We start from the raw sequence: 17,513 nt of genomic DNA, 5'->3' as shown, positions 1-17,513 counted from the left end.
GCTTTTACAAATATTGTGTTTAACGCAAAGGAGGAAAAATGAATAAACTTGTAAAAAAGACAAAAGAGATTGGAAAAGGAATCATGACGGGGATTAGAGATTTCTGGAATGATGAATCCGGAATGGGAACAGTTGAAGTCATATTGATAATCGTTGTCCTGATTGGCCTGGTAATTGTGTTCAAAGAACAGATTTCAGGAATTGTCGAAGATGTCTTTAAAACTATCAGACAGGAAACCCGTGCGGTTACAAACTAAAGGCTACCTAACTGTATATTTGTCATTATCTATCACAATAATACTGTCTCTGATCCTGGCTTTGTACGAAGGAGCCAGGATTGGAGCAGTAAAAATGAAGACAGAATGCGTGGCAGACATCTCCATGAATTCTGTACTTGCAGAGTACAGCAGGCAGCTTTACGAACAGTATGGCCTATTGATGGTAGATACTTCTTATGGAACAGGAAGTCATACTATCGTAAATACAGAGGAGCACTTAAGGAACTATGTTCAGAAAAATCTTGAGCTATCGCTTCCTGGCAAAGTTCTGGGGCAGAACACAATGCTTGGGATGTACTGCAAAGATGCCAATATTACCGGTAATTCTTTTGCTTCAGATAATAACGGAGCAGTTCTCAATAGACAGATTTTGGCGTATATGGGCGCAGATGTTATTGGTAGTCTTGTTTCGGATGTTGAGGAGAATGTAATGACTCTTCAGGAGTCTGGTTTTGATACAACGGATGTTGATGCAATGGCAAGAGAAAATCAGGAAGAGATAGATGAGATAGAGCTTCCTACAATTATAAATGATGAAGGCGAAGAGGAACAGGTAAGCCTCGGGAATCCGGCAGATACAGTGAATTCCAATAGAGGAATCGGACCACTAAATCTTGCAATTAGCGACAGGTCCCAAATATCTGATACAGTGGTAAATCTTTCTGAATACGCATCCCATAGAGAAAAGAATAAAGGGACAGGTCTAAATGATGACCTTGATATGTCTATAGCCAAAAGAGCTCTTATCGAGCAGTACTACTATGAAAAATGCGGATATTATGGCGCTGAGATGGAGAAATCTCTTTTGAAATATCAGATGGAGTATCTGGCCTATGGTGAGAATAGTGACTATGCTAATCTCGGACATGTGGCTGGGACGCTTTTGTTCTGGAGACAGGCTTCAAATATGCTATACCTTTTTAACTGCGGGCCAAAAGTTGAGGCAGCTGACATGATGGCATCTCTTTTGACGGCTGTTATGCTGGTTCCGGAGCTAAAAGAGCTTGTTAAGTATTCTATACTTTTTGCCTGGACTTTTGCTGAGAGTATTTCAGATTTAAAGATACTGTTTAATGGTGGAAGAGTTCCTTTGGCGAAAAGCGATGACACCTGGCAGCTTGGGCTTGAGGCAATGTTTTCCTTTAGGGATTACGATGGTGGAGATTGTGGAGAAGGGCTATATTACAAAGATTATCTTAGAATGATAGTGTTTATGACAGATTTTAACATTAAGACCCAGAGACTTATGGATATTATGGAAATGGATATCAGGAAAACATCGGGAAATGCAGATTTCAAAATAGATCATTGCCTTGACTGCTTTAGGGCTGAGATAGAAATAGGAACAAGTTATGGATATGGCGCAACAATCGATAGGGTCTACGGCTATGAGGAGTAATACAGGAAGAATAGGAGCAGCTAAAGGCACTTCTTATAAAAAAATAAAAAGAATAATCAAATCGCTTCTCCAGGTGATCAGAAAAGGAGTGCCTCTAACTGCTTCTATGACCCTTGAGGCGTCTATTGCGTTACCATTGTTTTTGTTCTTTTTTGCTAATATTCTGATGCTCTTTAATATCGTTAAAATACAGTGTGATATAGAGGCGGCTTTGCACCAGACAGGAAGTGAAATGATGCTTCTTGCTTTTGATGAAAAAAATGCAGAGCAGTTTATCGGAGCAGAAAATACCGGACTTTCCACAGCGGTGGGGGCAGTATCCACACTTTATGCCAAAAACAATGTGGAAAACTACCTTGGAGAAGAGTTGAAAAAGGGGATTGTTTCTGATGGTGAAATCAGTTTTTTATCATCAAGGATTCTTCAGGGAAATGATTATATAGATATAGTTGCTGCTTATAAGGTAAAACCAATGATTCCTATTGTGGGATTCAACGAATTTCCGGTTGAAGGAAGATTTTTTGGCCATGCCTGGACGGGATATGATCTGGAAGGGGAGCAAGGCGAATGCTCATTTGAAGAGGAGATGGTCTATGTCACTGAACATGGAGAAGTTTATCACAGGGACATAAACTGTAAATACTTGAAGCTAAGTACAAGAAGTATCGATTTTGACGGAATTAAAAATGCAAGAAATGAAGATGGCTCAAAGTATTACCCTTGTGAATACTGTGGGCAGCAGGTTAAGAGAGGAAATGTTTTTATAACCGACTATGGAAACAGATATCACAGTAAAGTAGACTGCCCGGGCCTAAAAAGAAAGATATATACAATACCGATTTCTGAAGTAGGAGGAAGGCATCCATGCAGCGGATGCGGATAAGATAGATATGATTTTTAATGTAATTCAGCTCTTTTTGCTGGCGATATCAGCTATTTCTGATATTAGGAAAAAAGAAATTTCTATTTGGCTTGTCATAAGCATGGCGGGAATATCCCTCATTGATGGAGTGCTTTCTTTGGTATTGCATAAAAAAACTGTAACAGAACTTGTTATATCACTGATTCCGGGAGTCTTACTGGTAGTGTTATCTGTCCTAAGTCGCCAAAGTATAGGCTATGGCGATGGCCTGATAACTATGGCCATAGGTGTTGCTTTTGGAATTAGTAAGCTCTTTGCAGGTCTGGCGATAGCACTTTTTGCAAGCGGGGTGATGTCAATTTTTCTTATAGTGATCAGGAAAGCCAAAAGAAATGACACATTCCCGTTTATCCCGTTCATACTGGCAGGAATGGTGGTGAGCATGTTTGCGTAAAGTAAAAGGATATATGACATTGGAGGCTTCACTTATTGTGCCTATGGCCATATGTGTTTTTGTTATCATTATTTCTTTTGCCTATTACTTGTATGGAAGGTGCATACTGTCACAAGATACATATATCCTTGCTTTCAGGACAAGTATTTTAGACACAAAAGAATATACGAAGACAGATGAAAAGCTGGGAAATAAATATTTTGGGAGCACTAAACCTGTTATAAAAACAGAAGTTAATGAAAATGAAGTGATTGTAAGAGGATATGCCAATGTAAGAACACGCGCCATGGGCAATTTTTTCTTAATGCCCAAGACTGGCTGGGATTACATGGCAGCAGGCAAAGCTAAAGACTTATCCTGCATCAAACATATTAGAAAAATAAAGAGATACAAAGACATTGGGGAAGGATTCTTAGAATAGGAGAAGAAATGGAATTTAAATTTTACAGAGATTTAAAGCATAGCTATATGGTCTGCAATTGCGGCAATGATGATAGTAATAAAGACGCTAGATATCAGCTGAAAATCCTTGAAAGTGGAAGAGTGAAAAGACTTTTGAAATGTAATGTGCGGGCAATCAATCAGGAAAGCTTTCTGTATTACGACATTACATCCATGTTGAATATTGCAGACAGATACTCTGCTAAGGGGCTTAACAAGGAGCAGCTAATAAAACTTTTATCAGATATGAAAGAAATGATGGAGAACCTTTCAGAATTTCTGATGGGAGAAGAGGGCATAGTTCTTGATACAAAAAATGTGTTCATAAATCTTTCTTCCGGAGAATGTTGCTTTATGTATTACCCATATCTCAAGGAACAAAAGAGTTTTGAAGAATTTGCGGAGCAACTTCTTGATATTGTAGATCATGATGACGAGGGGGCTGTTGATATAATCTATGATTTATGTGATAAAGCTCATATAAAAGAGATGCTTATTCTTGATATATTGGAAGATATCCTTGGGAAAAACGAGGGAGTCAGGGAAATAAAGCCTGTTATTTACAATAAGGAAACCACAAATGAGGATTACAATGCGTATGAGAATTTTGATATTGAAGAACAGGAAGATGAAGTCGTGGAAGAGAGCAGAATGGAGCGCTCGAAAAGGGTTCTTAGTGGAAAAGTGCAGATCCTTTTCTTTTTTATGTTCATAGCGGTCATTGCAGGGATAATGTATGTGAGGATGAACTATATTCTCACAAAGGAAGAGAGCCTTTTATCTATTGGAATTATGCTCGTATCAGGAATCACAGGAGCAGTGGCGCTCATAGATGGGATCAAAACCATGAATGGGCACAAAATTTCAAAAGGAGACAAAGCTTTGGAAGATGTGGATGCTGAGGAGACTTATGAAGACTACAATGACTATGAAGACGAAAATTATGAAGCCTATAAAGCACCGGTAAGAGTAACTTCATCTTTTTCCGAAAAAAACACACACGAGAATCAGAATGATTGCTGCGATGGAGCGACAATTGTCCTTACAGATACGGATGAAAAAGCCATGACCCTTTACAGTACAAACCTTGATAAGACAATACGGATATGTCTTGATAAACTTCCTATAACAATAGGGAAAATGCAGGGCTGTGTCGATAGTATCATTCCCGACAACAGTATCTCAAGAATGCATTGCAGAATCGTTAAAGACCAGAATGGCATTGCTCTTATCGATCTTGGCTCTACCAACGGTTCTTTTGTTAATGGATTAAAAATAGCGGCTCAGAAAAAGACTTATATTGATGAAGGAGACGAGGTTAAATTAGGCAGAATATGTTTTGACCTCCGATAAATGTGATATACTATTTTTAACTGGTTGGAGGGGTATTCATGAATATTAATATCTATTATGGAGGAAGGGGAATCATTGATGATCCTACCTTATGCGTTATCTCGCAGATTACAGCAGTTTTAACGGAATTAAATGTAAAGGTTCAGCAGTATAATCTCTATGAGCAGAGAAACGGCATTACTGCTTTGCCCAACACTTTAAAGGATGCAGATGGAGTTATTTTGGCATCTACAGTTGAATGGTTCGGCGTTGGCGGGTACATGATGCAGTTTTTGGATGCCTGCTGGCTTTACGGTGATAAAGAGAAAATAAAGCAGATTTATATGTCACCGGTTGTTATGTCAACAACACACGGAGAACGCGAAGGGATGATGAGCCTTGCGGCAGCCTGGGAAATGCTCGGCGGACTTCCTTGCGAGGGAATCTGTGGGTACATAGCGGATACTACCAAACTTGAGAACAGTTCTGAGTATTCCAAGATAATAGATAAAAAAGCTGAGAATATTTACAGGACTATAAATCAGAAGATGCCTGTTTTCCCTGCCAGCAATCAGGCGGTTATCAATAAAGTGGCAATTGCCAACAGCATTGATCTTACACCGCAGGAGTCTGAGCAGCTTTCGGAATATGCGTCAGATGACAAATATGTAAAAAAACAAAAGGAAGATCTTCAGGAACTTGCCAGTATTTTTAGGGATAAGATGGGGCAGGATGGCGCAGCATCAGGTAACTCAGAGGAATATGCAAAAGTTCTTTTAAAGAAGTTCACACCTGTAGCAGGTCTGACTGCCAAGTATAGAATAAACTTTGTTGAGGGTGGCAAGCTTAAGCCTATTATTATAGATATAAACAATTCAAAGTGTAGCTGTCGTGTGGCTGAAGAGGAAGGGTGCGATGTGGTAATCTCCACAGACCAGAAAATCTTCGAGGAAATTCTTGATGGACATATGACATTTCAAAGAGCCTTTATGGCCGGAAGTATAAAGATGAAGGGAGATTTTAAACTCCTTAGAAGCATGGACCAGCTCTTTGAACTTATGGAAACTAAAGGCTCATAATTTTGGGGACAGATATGCAGGAAGAAGAATTTTGGGAAAGACAGAAACAAATCTATAAACAAGCTTACGTAAGTATTGCCATATTTCTTTTGAATGTAATCATATATATATTGAGTCAGCATATTACCAAATGGATGTATGCTGATGGCGCAATGGTAACAGAGAGAATATTGGGTGAAGGAGAGTTTTACAGGATTTTTACGGCCATGTTTCTTCATGCTGATATTGATCACATCTGCAACAATATGGCGATTTTAATTCTTGTTGGAGCGGTTGTTGAGAATTACACAGGACATTTATTTTATGTAGTTCTTTACCTGCTATCGGGATTTTTTGGCAATATCCTATCTATGGCCTACGAGGTTAAGAACAACCTCACATGGTTCTCTATTGGAGCAAGCGGTGCTATTATGGGGATTGTGGGATTCTTGGCTGCCTGGATCATTGCCAACAGAACGACCTTTCTGAAAAACAGAGGAACCGCTGTAAGAATGTTGTTTTTATTAGTTTTTATAGTTGAAGCGTGCTTTTTTCAAAAGGGAGCAAATACACCGGCGCATCTGGGAGGATTTCTTACAGGATTTGTGCTGGGGGTTATAAATATAATAGTATTTAGCAATAATAAAGTTATGGAGGGCTTGGCATAATGGACGGATGTATTTTTTGTAAAATTGCAAATGGAGAGATTCCATCAAACACAATATATGAGGATAACGATTTCAGAGTAATTTTGGACAACGGCCCTGCAACAAAGGGACACGCATTGGTCCTTCCTAAGGAGCATTACGCAGATCTTTTTGAAATTCCTGAAGAAAAGGCAGCAGGAGCAATTAAAGTTGCTAAAAAAGTAGCAGGTCTTATGAAAGAGAAACTTGCATGCGATGGACTTAATCTTGTGCAGAACAACGGACCTGTAGCAGGTCAGACTGTTATGCATTTTCATCTTCACGTAATTCCAAGATATGAAAATGACGGACAAAAGATTCTTTGGAATCCTACAAGTCCTTCGGCTGAAGAGCTTGTTAAGATTAAAGATACAATTATTGGCTGATTATATTAAGTAGATTCACATACTGTGGGTCTACTTATTTTTCTATTATCCACATATTATATATGGCTGATACATTAGGTAGACTAAAATGATTAACGTACAAGAGGTTTAAATGCGCGAGATAAACGTTTCAGAAATAACACAAATTGTAAAAGATATGTGTATCAGTGCTAATTACAGACTTTCGTCTGATATGCAGAAAGCGCTTGATAAAGCAGAAAAGGATGAAGATTCTGAACTCGGAAAAAAGATCTTTGCCCAGCTTCAGGAGAATCTTCAGATTGCAGAAAATGAACAGATTCCAATATGCCAGGACACGGGAATGGCGGTGTTCTTTTTTAAAGTGGGACAGGATGTACACTTTGTTGGTGGAAATTTAAATGACGCAATAAATGAGGGGGTTCGCCAAGGCTATACAAAAGGGTATCTTAGAAAGTCAGTCGTTAGCGATCCACTGATCAGAGAGAATACAGGTGATAATACACCTGCTGTTATTCATTATGATATAGTTGCCGGGGATAAGGTTACAATCACCTGTGCGCCTAAAGGGTTTGGTTCAGAAAACATGAGCCGTGTATTTATGCTTAAGCCTGCTGATGGCGAAGAAGGTGTCAAAGCAGCAGTTGTAAGGGCTGTGAGAGATGCAGGACCAAACGCGTGCCCACCTATGGTAGTGGGAGTTGGAATTGGTGGAACATTTGAGAAATGTGCAGAAATGGCCAAAGAAGCTTTGACAAGGCCTGTTGGAGAGCACTCAGATATAGAATATGTTCGTGAAATGGAAGAAGAAATACTTGATTTGATTAATCTGACAGGCATTGGCCCGGCTGGTTTGGGTGGGAAAATAACAGCCCTTGCAGTAAATATCAACACTTATGCGACGCATATTGCAGGACTTCCTGTGGCAGTAAATATATGCTGTCATGTGAACAGGCATGTGACTAAAACAATCTGATCTCATATGTTCTTGGAACAATATAGGAGAAAAGAATATAGTATATAAGCGCTGCTAAACAAAGTTGAAAGAAAAAATGAGATAAATGAATTTACAGAATATGGAAAACAATAATATGGATATAGAATTACAGGCACCGGTAGATAAAAGTAAAATGAAGGAGCTTAGGGCTGGTGATATGGTTTATATCACAGGGACGATATACACTGCAAGAGATGCTGCTCATAAGCGAATGGCTAAGGCGCTTGCTGAAGGAAAACCGCTTCCAATTAGCGTGGAAGGAAATCTCATTTACTATATGGGACCATCACCTGCTAGAGAAGGCCGCCCAATAGGTTCGGCGGGACCGACAACCGCTAGCAGAATGGATAAATATACCCCTTCTCTTCTTGATCTCGGTCTTAGCGGAATGATTGGCAAAGGAAAAAGGTCCAATAAAGTAATAGATGCCATGATCAGAAACGGGGCAGTTTATTTTGCAGCCATAGGCGGAGCGGGAGCTCTTTTATCTAAAGCAATTGTTGAATCCGAAGTAATTGCCTACGATGATCTTGGTACCGAAGCTATCAGAAAACTCAAAGTTGAGCGATTTCCTGCAATTGTAGTAATTGATTCAAAGGGAAATAATCTCTATGAAACTGCAGGCAAAAAGATACTTTAGAAGTTGATTCTTAAGATGTGGAAAGGAATTGAAATGAAGACTAGGGAGGAAGTTATACAATATGGTTTATCTTTTCCGGACACGTATAAAGAAGCACCATTTAAAGAACAAAATTGGCAGCTTGTCAGAGTAAAAGGGAGTAAGAAGGCTTTTTTATGGACTTATGAAAAAGATGGATATATAAATATCAACTTAAAAGTCGATCCGGCCTGGCGGGATTTATGGCGAAAAGCATATAAATCTGTAATTCCGGCGTATCATCAGAATAAAGAACACTGGAACACTGTAATACTGGATGGCACAATCCCTGATGAAGAAATAAAAAGAATGATAGGCTACAGTTATGACCTTATTACAGATTCTCCTACTAAAAGAATATATGAAGCTGTGAAAAAAATCCCCACGGGACACGTTGCTACATATAGCCAGGTTGCGGAGATGGCTGGAAATAAAAGAATGTGCAGAGCAGTAGGTAATGCGTTGCATAATAATCCGGATCCGGATAACATACCATGCTTTAGAGTAGTCAATTCCAAGGGAAAACTCGCGGGTAATTTTGCTTTTGGTGAAGGGGTTCAGGAACGCCTCCTCATGCAAGAAGGCGTGGAAGTTATAAATGGGAAAGTTGATTTAAAGAAATATGGCATGTAATAAATAGTGAGAAAACAATTGACAAAGGGTCCACGTATTTGTATAATTAAACTTGCGTTTTGGTTAATTAACATAAACGCATGAGTTCAAAACCACATATTGGTAGAGGGATTCAGGCATGGAGAAATACTCAAGTGGCTGAAGAGGCGCCCCTGCTAAGGGTGTAGACCGTTCGCGCGGTGCGCGGGTTCAAATCCCGCTTTCTCCGTTTAGCTAAGAAGATGGAAGTTCAGATAAATACTGGACTTCCGTTTTTTATTGGTTTGAATTTTGGTTAAAAATCTGGTTAAGATTTGGTTAAGACAATTTTCTGCTATTTAATGCAGTAATAGCGGAATTCATATCAACGCCAGTATAATAATTTTGATTTGCTACAAGTGGGCTATTGCCAAAGAGCTGCGATGCAAGGGTCATATTACCGTTGCTTGCGTTAACAACATCAGTTATAGCATTTCGTCTGAAAGAGTGAGGCCCCATAATTAAATCCTTCTTTTTCAGACCGAGGTTATCAATTACTCTAGCATAGAATGAGTACACGATACTATTGGATATTACACCAGTTGATGTTGCATAAGGAAACAGATACATACTATTCAGGTTATGAACGAGATGTACTTTCCTAAGCTTTTTCAAAAATGACTCTATATCATTGGTTACAGGAAAAAGCCGGTTCTTGTGAGTCTTGGTGTGATTAACAATAGTACAGTGCTGTTTACAAGAGGCAGTAGTTTTAACTGTGATCTGCTCTTTGTTGATGGAAATACAGCCGTTTTGAATATCACTCCACATCAAAGGCGGGATTTCACCCCTTCGTAATCCCATAAGAATCTGTAATTCTAATGCATATGCAGGCATATATGATGGATTCTCCTGCTGATATTGCCTGATATAATCTAGAATTTGAGATAATTCTTTTTCAGAATAGACTCTATCTGAAGCTGGTGTGGTTTCTGCAAGCATTCCGCTAAATTTTCGTAAATCAATCCTAAGAAAAACATTGTCAGTAATCCAATACTCATAATATGCGAGTTTAAATACCGAGCGGATAATTGAAATCATACCATTAAAAGCTTTTTTATTTATGTCATACTTTTGAAGGTTGGTTATAATAACATTTTCAATATCACGCTTGTCGATTTCATCAATGAACAATGTTTCAAAGATTGTACCCTTGAAAAAGCGGTTATATTCGAAGCGGTGCTTTGATGCCGTGTTCTGTGCTGATAATAACTTTTCCGTATTCTTTATATATCTAAGCTTTTCGCTTTCGACAATATGAAAGACATCTGAAAAAGTTTTTTTAGCACAACCATCGATTCCTTTTTCATGCTTATAAATCTTATCTGCTAGATATTCTAGACTTTTGGCGCTTAATTGTTTTCTCCCGTTCTTTGCCTGTTTGTCGGATACATATACTCTATAATAGCCATCTTTTGAAGGTTTTGAAGGAAGAGTATAGTTACCGATTATAATTTCTTTTTCGTGCTTCATATATTCATTACGAGCATCTTCTAAAGAATCTTCTAAAGAAATATTAATCTTATCTGAAGGGGATTTCAATATGCTTTTCACGATACAGACTTCTCCTATTAGAGCAGCGCCTAATTCTGTATTCATGATTTGGGGGAAGGCTGCTATTATTCTTTTGTTTTTTTATTTGACTATAAATACTCCGCAGGAGCGAAGAGATATTCCTCTGCCTCCAATGGAATATGGATAGAAGTATATGTTTGGGAAGGCGACTATTATAGATTCCTTCCGCTGGGAATAAATTGATTCTGATGTGTCTTTAATTGCGCTGTCATCACTGTAGACGTGAATCCAGCGTTTTCCACATGTGGTATCTGTATAGATAGCAAGCGATTTATATGTTTTATCTGTTGAGTACACCCATTTTGCATCGCAGACTTTAAAGATATTTGTATTATCTGTGGATATAGATTCAGGGAGCACAGAGAAGTATTTATTGTTAGTTAAAGTGTTACTAATATCCTGCAGAATAGCCAGCTTTGTTTTGGGGGACATTTTGAATCTTTGCATAAGTGATTTGTAATCCTTAACTTGCATGTTAAAACCTCCGTTATTCGAAAGGTAAGTTGTCTGTAGCTTCAGGCGTATGCCAAGACTTATTGCGATCAAGATACTCTTTCATGGTGTCCCATGTATCTATAGTTCCATCAGCGTTATAACGCTTTACATAGCCATTAAAACGGCGTACCCATGCTGCATATGTTTCCGCCTTATCTGGTACCTTTTGAATATCTGCATATTGAGATTCAAATGGTTCATTTGAAACAACATATGCTGTAGTATATGCTGCTACTTTATTTGAATATCGTGCCGGTAGTAAGACAGCATACACGTCCAAATATGAAAGCATATCTTGAAGCTTAAGACTTGATCTGAATTCGTCAAAAACTATGACAGAGTGACGAGTGGGGTCATAACTATCAAAAGGGTGAGCATAATCTGTAACCCTATATACGGATTCATCTCCATGCATATCGAGAATTCCTCTTGTTTTTCCTCCGCCAGTTATTCCATAAATATAGTGGGTAGTCAGGTCAAGTCTACGCTCCTTTGAATATTTATCATAGAAGAGAGAGAGTCTGACTTTATCAAGCTTATCAATATTTCTTAGAGCTATGTCAGGCATAGCCTCTAAGATTTCAGAATTGGAAAAACCTTCTTTTATCAGTTGGTAGAGCTGTTCAAGGTCAGTTCGTTGCCCTTTATGGTTTTCGGGAAGTTGTCCATACTCCCATTGCCGTCCGTTAATCCTTTGATCGGATTTGGGATCATTTTCCCATTTGCCAACTTTAAAACAGTATGAGCGGTTTTCTTCTGCGGTGCCTTGGGATTTTTGAATATTAACATCTGCATCAAAAAACTTATTTCGAAGAGTACTAAAGCGGATGGGACTAGAAGAATAAAAATATGCGTGCGCATGAAGCTTTTTACTTTCCACGCCGATTTCTTCTGCTAAACAACAGTACTTTATTGATGGTATTGACTGTAGTATCTGCATGATTTTTTCGTGAGTGTACCCTGTGTCCTCTAAGTTATGAAAACACAGGGAGTATGACCTTGATTGCGTATCAGTTTTTGGCTTTGTCTCTGGCATGTGAGCACCTCCTTTTGACTAATAATGTGAAAAGCACGAAGGTTGCTCGAAGAATTAAACGAGTTTTGTAAAATAGCATTTCATTTTTTCATAAATTTTTGCCTTTCTATATGAGGCAGTTGAAGAGCTACATCCTGCAATTTTCTGATATCCTGCGAGACTTATGCCTTTTATGATAAGACAATCAAAAATCAGAAGTTCCTTTGTATCAAGCGTTTCCCTAAACTTTCCAATACTATCTCGGAGTTCGTATAAGAGTATTTCATCCTCTGGATTGATAAAATGGTTTTCGACGAATTCTTTTTGCATTGAATCATCAATTCCGATTACAATTTGTGGTTGAATATTGGGATTTTTTTCTTTTGGCGTTGTTTTTTTGCTAGTAATTTGATCTTGTTTTTCCTGCTCATCACCATTCTTTGTGCGCGAAAACGATGTGTAAGATTGGTTTTCATATATTTTTTCAAGCTCGCGAAAAAGTGATTCGGATACCTCACAGCAAGTGTTATTGTAACGGATAAAGGAATAACCATCCTTTTTAAAGAAAGATACGTAATTATTGCCATCCTTAAATACGCCTCTCCTTATTTTTTTAACCGTAGCCAACGAGGCTCCAAAACTTCTGTGCTCTTGTGTGGTGTTTGCGTCAAGTGATGTGGATGTTGCTGTTACTCTTGATAAACTGGTGACAATTATATTGTTCATTATTTATACCTCCAAAATTTTGTGATTTAAGAGGTATAGACAAATGTATCGTTATATGTCGGTGCATCATTTTTCAGATGTCGCATCACTCTTAAATCTCTATATGAGGTACTAAGAGCAATGCTTGTAATAACGTAGGAATTGATTTTTGGGAATGTATGTCACTGTATCGGAATGTAAGAAAGGAGCAGACTAATGATTGTGGACCATGTATATATTTTGGAAAAACAACTAACATGTATTGAAATTTACCTACATGTATGCGCAGTTTATTAACATATCGAAAGAGTTAAATATAGAAAACAAAAGAGCCCCCTGATGTCAGAGAGCCCCTTTGTAGAGGAGAGGATATTGTTATGGTTGAAGATGAGTGGCGCAGATCATAATAATGTCTGTGCCGTTGTCGATAAGTTTAAGGACGTAAAGACCATTCGCAAGGTAAGGATAATAAAATTGCATATCAGATCCACAGCTTGTGTATAGTGAGAACGCAGCTTGCTTTATATCTGCATTTATATTGGCGCTAATTTTATCAAGGATAACATCGATAATTTCATCATCGGATGATTTCTTTGATAAAGAGAATTTGTATAGATATGTTCCGTCTTTCTGAACGTAGTCAGCTATGCGGATTTGAGAAGGGTCACTGATAGGGCTTAAGCGAGAATAGTTCTTTCCCTTCATAGCTTGGAATAAATCTGCCTGCATTTTAAGCATAAAATTATACAGGCAGATATTACGGCGATATACAGCCTTAGCACCTTCAGCTTCATTTGAAGTGTGAATATAATCCGTATAAAGCGACTGTACATAACAAGATATGTTGGTGATTAAATTGTTTATTTCCTTTTTCATATTTTGACTCCTTCTGTGTTGATTTTTTTGTACAATTCCCATGAATAAGCATCTTCAAGCACTAATAGATGTGCGTGCATAGTTGTTTTAGATTCGACTTTTAATGCAGAAACATAAAGACATAATTTTCCTTTTATTGCTCTGTCGAAAGGGCAATTGACAAAGCAGAGGAATTCATTCATTGCGTCTCGTAGTTTTTCCGAATCAAAAGTAGATGTATCAGAAGTAATTAGGCGCACTGATACATATTCAACTTTATTTTTGCAATCTATGATTTCATCAAAACTGCGTTTATCTAGTTCAAGTGAGAATGTTGTAGAATAGAAGTCTGTAACCTCTGAGAATATAGTCAGAATAGTGAATAACCTCGAGTGTTTCATGATTTTTAAACCTCCAATTTAACTGAATCTGCGGTTCCTTTAATGCCTACAATGTTTTTTCCGTTTTTCAAATAGCTATATTGCCAAATACATAGATTGATAAATGACACTTCTGCTAAGTGAAAAGGCTTGTCCTGTTCTAGTGCATCAACTATTTTGCTTGTAACGGCTTTGTTTACGGCAGAAGCCGCGATATAAACGTTGGCAAGCTCAGGACTATTTTTAATAGCAATTTGATAAATGTAATGTGTCAATATGCCGCTATTATTGTTAGAAATTGCACGGATATATTTTAAAATCGCAATATCAGATTTTGTTGGGCTGATATCCTTTAATTGAATATAAGACCTTTTATAGTTGGAGAGGGGCATATTAGCCCCTCCCTTGTACTGGAACCTCATAATTCGAGACCTTCCAAGTCGTCTTCATCACATTGGGTAATTGTGAAGTCGTCAGCAGAGCAGGAAACACCACTGATTAGAGAGCCCTTATCATTAATTAGCGCATATGGCTTGATTTTGAGACCTTCAAATGCAATGCGTACTGAATTATTTGCATCAAGCTTTTCCTTTAATTCTGTGACCTTTTTGACAAGGTTGATGGGGAGTTTGACTACAGGTGTCGAACCTCTATAGCCAAGTACTGTAATAGAGATGCGGTCAATTTCCTCAAGTTGTGTGTTGGTGGCTGCGTCAAACTTATGGTTGATACGTGCCTCAACTGCTTGGAAGTCCTTGGCAGAAGTCTTTTCTGCAATAGATGAAGTGGAAAGATGTAACTGTGATAATGCCATGCTCATGTTTTGTTCTCCTTTTAAATAAGTTAAGTTTTTATTTTCTTATCTATAAATGAGAATCCTGAGACGATTGCTCGAAAAAAATAGAAAAAGTTTTTAGAAATACATAAAAAATATAGATACATCATTTTAGAAACAGATGTATCTGCATTGAATTCAGATTTTGTGGGATATTGGATTGGAAAAATACAAAATACAAAGGTGGGAGGCAATGTTAGCTCCCACCTTTCCAGATTACGCCAGTTGCCCCAGAGCAAAGGACGCTCCGCTCGAGTTTTCAGCTCCGCAGCTTCGCTTTGCTCCGCATGAAAACATCGGCTGTGTGCTTCGCACCTGATCGGGCTATAGGCGTTTATCTTCTGTTACTTGGGACACCTGTGCAAGCAGGTGTCTTTTTATATCACACTTATAAGCTTATTTAGTTGAGTTTGGCAGCCACAAAAATGTGACTGCCAAACTTAAAAAATAATTATGCTTTGTTAATGCCAATTAATACCTTGGTCACCAACCGCAACACCATCACCACTACCACCTGACTGTACATCTAACTGGTGTTCCTGTATACCTCTTAATTTATCAGCTGCTGAACTTTCTGATGATGTATTTGAATTAGATGACTGCTGTTGACTTCCACTTGATTGTTGTTGCTGGCTACTATTGCTAGTGCTGCTATTTCCACTAGAAGTAGTCGTCTGAACTTTACTATCTGATAAATAAACTCCGCTGATGTAGTATTCCTGTCCATTTATCTTAACTGCTGTCCAATATACTTCTTTTCCGTTGTATTCATCTACAACACCAATGACTTCTACTGCATCATTAGTTTTGAGTGTTAATACCTTTTCAAAGTCATTTGCATCTGGTCCTTTACGTACATTGACACTTCTAATAGCATACATTGTCTTTGACTTGTCATAATAATCAACTTCAAAGTCTTTTGTATTTGTAATAGTATCAGTAGATGCATCTGTTGTTGAAGCTTCAGTAGTTGCCTCATTAGCCTCTACCTCAACAGTTTCAACTGATTCTTCTTCACTTGCATTGTCATCATCACCTAGCATTTCAGCATTTACTATGTCAGCATCCTCTTTATCTACTTTGACTTCCATTGATTCAGGGTCATCTACATCACCAGGAAGTATTGTATCTGGTGCAAAATAGTTTAAACAATCTGCAACTGTTGCTGCTTCATTACCATTTGTGCTTGCCCAATAGTCTTTAAAGACAGTTTTCCAATCTTCTAATGTAGTGTCTGATTTTATGTTGGCTTTGTTTTCATTGTAATAAGTCTCTGCAAGAGCATCAACATCAATTGTCTCCTGTGCCTCGGCTACTTGCTCGACTTGAGCTGCATTATATTTGTAAATACCAAAGACTGCTCCTCCAACAACCATTACTGCTAATACAATTATTATAATTTTAGTTTTCTTATTCATAATAATCTCCGTTATGTGTAATCCTCTTCTATATGTTTGAAGGGGATTACACAATGATAAGTTATTAGTTATCAAAATTCAAGTTATCTGATACCAAGTATTACATATTCCATCAAACGTGCAATACGCAAAAGACTTGCAGAAATGGTAATTAAAAGTATAAGGTTTGTTATTACCAGAATGTTTAGCAAGAGAACTGAGTTTACAGTTCTTTCAAAAAATGATTGTTCGTTATTATTATTTTCGTTCATATAATTATTCCTCTTCTTTCTATAATAATATGTGTGGTTAAGAAATGGTTAAATTCAAACCGTTAGAAGATGCTCGAAGCTCCTTTCTTTCAATATTTGGAGATCGTACTGAGATTCGTTCAAATCCCGCTTTCTCCGTTTAAAAAGCTCGCAATTTTGCGAGCTTTTTTGTTTTATTCCTTGAGGCCACTTTATTCTATGATAAATAAGCTCGGTGAAGCAATTTTAATGAAGTGAATCATTTTTGTGGTGCTATATGACACCGAGGAGTAGTGGTTCATTAGATAATAATCACTAAATGATGTAGGGAGATATAATAATAAAAAATCTCAAAAAAGTTGTTGCATTTGGAGGGGGGCTTTGCTATAATAATTTTTGCCCGCTCGAGAGAGGGGTGTGAAAGCTGAGGAAAATAGCGGCTTTCAAAAGAAGAAAAGAAAAGTTTAAAAAAGTTGTTGACAAACATCTGGAGCTGCGATATACTAAACGAGTTGCTGCTGAAGAGCACAACAACAAAGCACCTTGACAAATAAACAGTAATGCAACCCTGAAAAATTCCAAGAGAATTTATTCAGAACAAAGAAATAGTAAATAACGGACAGAACAAAAGCCAAGCTTAAGTTCTAGCCTGATCAAACTTTTAAACGTGAGAGTTCGATCCTGGCTCAGGATGAACGCTGGCGGCGTGCCTAACACATGCAAGTCGAACGGAGAATATACGCTTCAGAAGCTTCGGCAGATGATTGTATATTCTTAGTGGCGGACGGGTGAGTAACGCGTGGGTAACCTGCCTCATACTGGGG

21 protein-coding genes, 1 tRNA gene and 1 rRNA gene are annotated in these 17,513 nt (G+C 38.0%); 14 read left to right on the top strand and 9 right to left on the bottom strand.

Features of this window, described 5'->3' with window-relative positions:
- The first annotated feature begins 38 nt into the window (after positions 1 to 38).
- The 13 genes from BM146_RS13800 to BM146_RS13740 all read left to right on the top strand — a co-directional run bounded on the left by BM146_RS13800 (position 39) and on the right by BM146_RS13740 (position 9,371).
- Positions 39 to 257, top strand: a complete 219-nt coding sequence (locus tag BM146_RS13800; RefSeq protein ID WP_330391838.1) for a Flp1 family type IVb pilin — start codon at positions 39 to 41, stop codon at positions 255 to 257.
- A gap of 94 nt (positions 258 to 351) precedes the next feature.
- A complete protein-coding gene (locus BM146_RS13795; RefSeq protein ID WP_074890252.1) occupies positions 352 to 1,677 on the top strand; it encodes a DUF5702 domain-containing protein in 1,326 nt (441 codons plus the stop codon).
- Positions 1,667 to 2,560, top strand: a complete 894-nt coding sequence (locus BM146_RS13790) for a hypothetical protein (RefSeq protein ID WP_074890248.1) — start codon at positions 1,667 to 1,669, stop codon at positions 2,558 to 2,560. Before BM146_RS13795 ends, BM146_RS13790 begins: the two co-directional genes overlap by 11 nt.
- 7 nt (positions 2,561 to 2,567) lie before the next feature.
- Entirely contained in the window at positions 2,568 to 2,993 is a 426-nt protein-coding gene (locus tag BM146_RS13785) for a prepilin peptidase (protein ID WP_074890244.1), read from the top strand.
- Complete coding sequence (locus BM146_RS13780; protein WP_074890241.1) at positions 2,986 to 3,414, top strand: hypothetical protein; 429 nt, start codon at positions 2,986 to 2,988, stop codon at positions 3,412 to 3,414. Before BM146_RS13785 ends, BM146_RS13780 begins: the two co-directional genes overlap by 8 nt.
- 8 nt (positions 3,415 to 3,422) lie before the next feature.
- On the top strand, positions 3,423 to 4,787 hold the full coding sequence (locus tag BM146_RS13775) for a DUF6382 domain-containing protein (protein ID WP_074890238.1): 1,365 nt from the start codon (positions 3,423 to 3,425) through the stop codon (positions 4,785 to 4,787).
- Positions 4,788 to 4,825: 38 nt separating this feature from the next.
- Entirely contained in the window at positions 4,826 to 5,845 is a 1,020-nt protein-coding gene (locus tag BM146_RS13770) for an SCP2 sterol-binding domain-containing protein (protein WP_074890235.1), read from the top strand.
- Positions 5,846 to 5,859: 14 nt separating this feature from the next.
- Entirely contained in the window at positions 5,860 to 6,492 is a 633-nt protein-coding gene (locus tag BM146_RS13765; RefSeq protein ID WP_074890230.1) for a rhomboid family intramembrane serine protease, read from the top strand.
- Positions 6,492 to 6,896: an HIT family protein gene (locus BM146_RS13760; RefSeq protein ID WP_074890226.1), complete on the top strand. Its 405-nt coding sequence runs from the start codon at positions 6,492 to 6,494 to the stop codon at positions 6,894 to 6,896. Before BM146_RS13765 ends, BM146_RS13760 begins: the two co-directional genes overlap by 1 nt.
- A 112-nt stretch (positions 6,897 to 7,008) precedes the next feature.
- Positions 7,009 to 7,851 (top strand): fumarate hydratase, encoded by an 843-nt coding sequence (locus BM146_RS13755; RefSeq protein ID WP_074890222.1) that lies wholly within the window; start codon positions 7,009 to 7,011, stop codon positions 7,849 to 7,851.
- A gap of 100 nt (positions 7,852 to 7,951) precedes the next feature.
- Entirely contained in the window at positions 7,952 to 8,512 is a 561-nt protein-coding gene (locus BM146_RS13750) for a Fe-S-containing hydro-lyase (RefSeq protein WP_074890348.1), read from the top strand.
- Positions 8,513 to 8,545: 33 nt separating this feature from the next.
- Complete coding sequence (locus tag BM146_RS13745; RefSeq protein WP_074890345.1) at positions 8,546 to 9,163, top strand: methylated-DNA--[protein]-cysteine S-methyltransferase; 618 nt, start codon at positions 8,546 to 8,548, stop codon at positions 9,161 to 9,163.
- Positions 9,164 to 9,283: 120 nt separating this feature from the next.
- Positions 9,284 to 9,371 (top strand) — tRNA-Ser (locus BM146_RS13740).
- 89 nt (positions 9,372 to 9,460) lie between these two features.
- On the opposite strand, the gene BM146_RS13735 is transcribed toward BM146_RS13740, so the two are convergent.
- The 9 genes from BM146_RS13735 to BM146_RS13695 all read right to left on the bottom strand — a co-directional run bounded on the left by BM146_RS13735 (position 9,461) and on the right by BM146_RS13695 (position 16,459).
- Complete coding sequence (locus tag BM146_RS13735) at positions 9,461 to 10,780, bottom strand: tyrosine-type recombinase/integrase (RefSeq protein WP_083413555.1); 1,320 nt, start codon at positions 10,778 to 10,780, stop codon at positions 9,461 to 9,463.
- 36 nt (positions 10,781 to 10,816) lie between these two features.
- On the bottom strand, positions 10,817 to 11,230 hold the full coding sequence (locus tag BM146_RS13730; protein ID WP_074890215.1) for a hypothetical protein: 414 nt from the start codon (positions 11,228 to 11,230) through the stop codon (positions 10,817 to 10,819).
- 13 nt (positions 11,231 to 11,243) lie between these two features.
- A complete protein-coding gene (locus tag BM146_RS13725) occupies positions 11,244 to 12,287 on the bottom strand; it encodes a hypothetical protein (RefSeq protein WP_074890212.1) in 1,044 nt (347 codons plus the stop codon).
- Between the two features lie 54 nt (positions 12,288 to 12,341).
- Entirely contained in the window at positions 12,342 to 12,992 is a 651-nt protein-coding gene (locus BM146_RS13720; RefSeq protein ID WP_074890209.1) for a sigma-70 RNA polymerase sigma factor region 4 domain-containing protein, read from the bottom strand.
- A gap of 354 nt (positions 12,993 to 13,346) precedes the next feature.
- Positions 13,347 to 13,847 (bottom strand): hypothetical protein, encoded by a 501-nt coding sequence (locus BM146_RS13715; protein ID WP_074890206.1) that lies wholly within the window; start codon positions 13,845 to 13,847, stop codon positions 13,347 to 13,349.
- Entirely contained in the window at positions 13,844 to 14,227 is a 384-nt protein-coding gene (locus BM146_RS13710; RefSeq protein ID WP_074890202.1) for a hypothetical protein, read from the bottom strand. Before BM146_RS13710 ends, BM146_RS13715 begins: the two co-directional genes overlap by 4 nt.
- 5 nt (positions 14,228 to 14,232) lie before the next feature.
- Positions 14,233 to 14,628, bottom strand: a complete 396-nt coding sequence (locus BM146_RS13705; RefSeq protein ID WP_074890197.1) for a hypothetical protein — start codon at positions 14,626 to 14,628, stop codon at positions 14,233 to 14,235.
- The gene (locus BM146_RS13700) at positions 14,625 to 15,026 is read right to left on the bottom strand and encodes a hypothetical protein (RefSeq protein WP_074890193.1); all 402 of its coding nucleotides are present in this window, start codon (positions 15,024 to 15,026) and stop codon (positions 14,625 to 14,627) included. Before BM146_RS13700 ends, BM146_RS13705 begins: the two co-directional genes overlap by 4 nt.
- 476 nt (positions 15,027 to 15,502) lie before the next feature.
- Positions 15,503 to 16,459 carry an SH3 domain-containing protein gene (locus BM146_RS13695; protein ID WP_074890188.1) on the bottom strand — a complete coding sequence of 319 codons (957 nt, stop codon included), beginning with the start codon at positions 16,457 to 16,459 and terminating at the stop codon, positions 15,503 to 15,505.
- Positions 16,460 to 17,352: 893 nt separating this feature from the next.
- Between BM146_RS13695 and BM146_RS13690 the strand changes: the two genes are divergently transcribed.
- Positions 17,353 to 17,513, top strand: a 16S ribosomal RNA gene (locus BM146_RS13690); the annotation flags it as partial.

Source organism: Butyrivibrio proteoclasticus (assembly GCF_900115735.1).
Taxonomy (GTDB): Bacteria; Bacillota; Clostridia; order Lachnospirales; family Lachnospiraceae; genus Butyrivibrio; species Butyrivibrio proteoclasticus_B.
The sequence above is the reverse complement of the archived record's forward strand: the minus strand, read 5'-3'. Positions and strand labels throughout refer to the sequence as shown.